Source organism: Kitasatospora sp. NPDC056783 (assembly GCF_042789895.1).
Taxonomy (GTDB): Bacteria; Actinomycetota; Actinomycetes; order Streptomycetales; family Streptomycetaceae; genus Kitasatospora.
In genome coordinates, this window is the sequence record NZ_JBHUAF010000541.1 from 1 (window position 1) to 4,403 (window position 4,403).

The following is a 4,403-nucleotide window of genomic DNA, read 5'->3' on the forward strand; positions in this document are numbered from 1 at the left end:
GCCCTGCCGTCAGCCCGCCGGAGAGTTGGAGACCTCGCCGACGGGGCCGACCAGGACCTTGCCGTTGCTGTCCGGCTTCTCGGGGTTGTCGAGCCCGAAGGAGCCGCCCGGCCAGGGAACCGTCACCTGGTGGGTGTCGTTCGGGGGCGTGATGACGATCTGGGAGGCCTTGACACCCGTCCCGCCGGAGTTGTTGACGGGGTAGTAGATGTTGAACGCCGCCGTCATCCCGGTCTTGAGGACCGTCCCGTACGGGGTGTCGCCGTTGCGCTGCACGGACATGGTCGTCCCGCCGATCTTGAGGTCCACCCCGGGGAAGCCGAAGAGCTTGCACTCGTGGCTGCCCTTGAAGTCGAGCTGGACGGTGACGACACCGTTGACCTGGTCGGTGGTGTTGTCGTAGGCGGACACCTTGAGGTCGTCCGGGGTGCAGGCGAGGGCGGTGCTGGCGGCGGCCTCGGCGCCGGCGTTCTTGCCGCCGGCCGTGGCCGCGCCACCGGGCTTCGGCGCGGCGCCGCCGGGCGCCGCCTTGGTCGGGGCCGGCTGGGCCGGAGCCCCGGTGGCGGGCGCGGCGGTGGCGGCCGGAGCCGCACCGCCCTGGGTGGCCGCGGCGGTCACCGCGACCGAGGCGCTGGCGCCGTCCTCCGGGCCGCAGGCGGTGAGCGCGAGGACAGCGGTGGCGCCGACCGCGCCGGCCAGGACGGTCCGCCGGGCGCGGCGGGAGGGCTGACTGCTGGAAAGGTTCGTGAACATGGGCTTCCCCCAGGTCGATGGTGAATGAGGTGGACGCGGCAGGCGGAACCGCCGACCCGGCAGGTGGGGAGACCCCGCCGGGGCCCGGAGCCGCCCGGTGGAACGGAGGCGGGGCCCGGGCCGGTCGACGCCCGATCAACGGGCGCGCCGAGGGCTTTGATCGGATCTTGATCGGCTCGTGCGAACCTCCCGGTGTTCCGGTCCGGGGGATGTCGACCGGAACACCGGGAGGGCCGGCACAGTGCCGCCGGTCGCCAACGAGACTGCCAGCGGGGGCGGCGCGCTCCAAGGGGCGCGCGGGTGGCCGCGAGGGCGGTCCGGGCTTCCCGGACGTACCTGCCGAACAAGGAGTGAACTCGTGCAACGCGTGCCCGTACTGGTCGACGCCGTGGACCGGATCTCGGCGGCGGGGACCGCCTCGGCGATCCGGGAGCAGCCGGCCCTGGAACTGGTCTCGGAGGGGGAGACCCGGCCCGGTGGGGTGGCCGTGGTGGTGACCGAGCGGATCGACGAGCCGACCGCCGAACGCTGCCGCAGGTTCGTGCGCGGCCACGGGCTGCGCCTGGTCACGGTCGTGACCGGGGTCAACGAGCACGAGTTGCTCCGGGCCGTCGAGTGCGGCACCAGCGCCGTGCTGTGGCGCCACGAGACCAGCCCGGAGAAGCTCACCTCCGCCGTCCTCGCCGCGCACCGCGGGGACGGCGACCTACCGCCCGACCTGCTCGGCCGACTGCTGGCCCAGGTGGGCCGGCTCCAGCGCAACGTGCTCCAGCCGCAGGGCCTGGGCTTCGCCGGGGTGACCGAACGGGAGGCGACCGTCCTGCGCCTGATCGCGGACGGGCTCGACACGGCCGAGATCGCGGGCCGGCTCGCCTACTCGGAGCGCACCATCAAGACCGTGCTCCAAGGGGTGATGACCCGGATGCAGCTGCGCAACCGCGCGCACGCCGTGGCGTACGCGCTGCGCGAGGGGTTCATCTGAGCCGGGCCGTCAGGACGTCGGTCAACAGCCTGGTACGGATGAGGAGTCGGGAATGATTCACGAAGTGGACGCGGCGCTGCGCGCGGTGATCGTCCAGGGTGCGCTGCCGGGCGGTGGCGTGGACGTCGCGATGGAGGCGCCGACCAGCGAGTGGGCGGCGCGGCGGACGGGGCCCGCCGTCAACGTGTACCTGTACGACGTGCACGAGGAACTGGCCCGCCGCGAGGTGGGGCCGGTGTCGGTGCGCGACGAGCGCGGCGCGACGGTGGCGCTGCGGCACCCGCCCCGCTGGTACCGGCTGAGCTACCTGGTCAGCGCCTGGACCGCCCGGGCGGAGGACGAGCACCGGCTGCTGTCGGCGGTGCTCGGCACCCTGATCCGGACCGAGGCGCTGCCGCGCGAGCACTTCGGCCCGCTGCTGGGGCGGGCCGCGCCGGCCGTCCCGGTGTCGGTGGCGCTGCGCGCCGACCGGGACCGGCCGGTGTCGGAGCTGTGGACGGCGCTGGGCGGACGGCTCAAGCCCTCCCTCGACGTGGTGGTCACCGCACCGTTCCCGGTGGGCGTCGACCTCGGCGTCGGGCCGCCGGCCACCGGACTGGAGGTGCGCGCCCGTACGGTGGACGGCGGGGCCGCGGACGTGCGTACGGGCCCCCACCGGCTGGTCGGGCAGGCCCGGGGGGCCGGGGCGTGACGCGCCCGCAGCCGGTGGACCCGGTGCGGGAACAGGCCCTGGCGCTGGCCGGGCTGCTGGAGCGGGTACGGGCCCGGGTGGCGCGGCGCACAGCCGAGCTGGCCGCCGACGACCCGACCGCGGACGACCCGCTGCGCGGGCTCTACCTCTCGGAGGAGGCTGTCGGGCGGCTGCTGGCGCTGCCCGGGCCCGGGCCGGGATCGGGATCGGGATCGAGTGGCGTTGCCGAGGTGGGCGCGCTGGAGTCGTTCGACACCTTCGACGCCTTCGACGCCCGTGCCGCCTTCGCCCCGCCGGAGCCGAGCGGGCACGGCCCGACCGACGCGCTGGTCGCCCGTTTCGGCCTCGGCCGGTTCGACCGGGAGATCCTGCTGCTCGCCCTCGCGCCGGACCTGGACCGCCGCTTCGCCGGCCTCTACGGGTACCTCAACGACGACGTCGGGCGGCGGCGGGCCACCATCGGCCTGGTACTGGACCTGTGCGGGTGCTCCAGCCTGTCCGGCCCGGCCCGCGCCCGGCTGGCGGCCGGAGCGCCGCTGCTCACGGGCCGGACGCTGATCGTCGAGCACACCGAACGCCCGTTCCTCGAGCGGGAGTTGCGCGTACCGGACGAGGTGTGCCGGTATCTGCTGGGCGGCCCGGGCGCGCCCGCGCCGCTCCACGCTCCGCAGCCGCCGCCCGGGGCCGACCCGCGTCCGGCCGGTGCGCTGCGCGCCCGCCCGGACCGGCCGCTGCACCTGCGCTGCCCGGACGGCGAGGACGGGGAGGAAACGGCGCTGTGGGCCTGCTCCGGCGCGGGCCGCCCGGTCCTGCGGCTCGACCCCGGCCGGGCCGTCGAGGACCCGGCCGCCGACGGCCCGGCCGAGACGGTGGCCGTCGCCCTGCGCGAGGCCCGGCTGCGGGGGGCGACACTGCTCCTCGGCCCGCTCCCGGCCGGAGCCGAGCGGCCGTGGGTGCGGGCGGCCGTGGAACCGGAGACGCCGGCGGGCGCCGCGGTGGTGCCCCTGGTGCTGTTCGGCGGCGAGCCGTTCGACCCTGCCTGGACGGACGCGCCGCTGCTCGCGCTGTCCGCCGGCCGCCCGCCGCTGGACCGGGCGGCGGCCTGGCGGGCGGCGCTGCGCACCGCGGACGCCGGTACGTCCGAGGAGGCCGGCGGATCGGAACTGGCGCCGGAGGTGGTGGCGGCGGCCGGTGCCTACCGGATGGCCGGGGCCCGGATCCGGCAGGCGGCCCGCGACGCGGTGGACCTCGCCGCGGCGGACGGCGTGCCGCTGTCGGCGCGCCACCTCCACGAGGCCGCCCGGCTGCGCAACGCCACCGGACTCGACCGCTACGCCCGCCGGGTGCGCCCGGCGGTGGACCTCTCGGACCTTGTACTGCCACCCGAACCATCGCTCCGGGTCAGGGAGTTGGTGCAGCGTGCCCGCCACCGCGAGCAGGTGCTGCGGGACTGGCGGATGCGCCGGGGCGGCGGCCGGGGCAACGGCGTGGTCGCCGTGTTCACGGGCGAGTCCGGCACCGGGAAGACGATGGCCGCCGAAGCGGTGGCCGCGGCGCTGGGGCTGGACCTGTACGTGGTGGAGCTGTCCTCCGTCGTGGACAAGTACGTCGGCGAGACGGAGAAGAACCTCGACCGGATCTTCGGCCAGGCGGCCGACGTCAACGCGGTGCTGCTGTTCGACGAGGCGGACGCGGTCTTCGGCAAGCGCTCGGAGGTCCGCGACAGCCACGACCGCTACGCCAACATGGAGAGCGCGTACCTCCTGCAGCGGCTGGAGTCCTTCGACGGGGTCGCCGTGCTGACCACCAATCTGCGCGGGAACATCGACGAGGCGTTCACCCGGCGCTTCGACGTGATGGTGGAGTTCCCGGCCCCGGACGAAGCGGGGCGGCGGGCCCTGTGGGAGCACTGCCTGCGCCCGCCGCTGCCCGTCGCCGGGGACATCGACGTGGCGGCGCTGGCCCGAGACTTCGACC

4 protein-coding genes are annotated in these 4,403 nt (G+C 75.8%); 3 read left to right on the forward strand and 1 reads right to left on the reverse strand.

Translation table 11 applies throughout. The features are described 5' to 3' along the window. Window positions 1-9 precede the first annotated feature (9 nt). Complete coding sequence (locus ACFRMQ_RS38695) at window positions 10-753, reverse strand: DUF4232 domain-containing protein (protein WP_380735581.1); 744 nt, start codon at window positions 751-753, stop codon at window positions 10-12. Window positions 754-1,111: 358 nt separating this feature from the next. On the opposite strand from ACFRMQ_RS38695, the gene ACFRMQ_RS38700 reads away from it, so the two are divergent. The 3 genes from ACFRMQ_RS38700 to ACFRMQ_RS38710 form a co-directional block, all read left to right on the forward strand. Then, window positions 1,112-1,735, forward strand: a complete 624-nt coding sequence (locus ACFRMQ_RS38700; protein WP_380735583.1) for a LuxR C-terminal-related transcriptional regulator — start codon at window positions 1,112-1,114, stop codon at window positions 1,733-1,735. Between the two features lie 52 nt (window positions 1,736-1,787). After that, on the forward strand, window positions 1,788-2,426 hold the full coding sequence (locus ACFRMQ_RS38705; RefSeq protein ID WP_380735584.1) for a DUF4255 domain-containing protein: 639 nt from the start codon (window positions 1,788-1,790) through the stop codon (window positions 2,424-2,426). Beyond that, a partial coding sequence (locus tag ACFRMQ_RS38710; RefSeq protein WP_380735585.1) for an ATP-binding protein occupies window positions 2,423-4,403 on the forward strand: 1,981 nt, incomplete at its 3' end. The genes ACFRMQ_RS38705 and ACFRMQ_RS38710, both read left to right, overlap by 4 nt.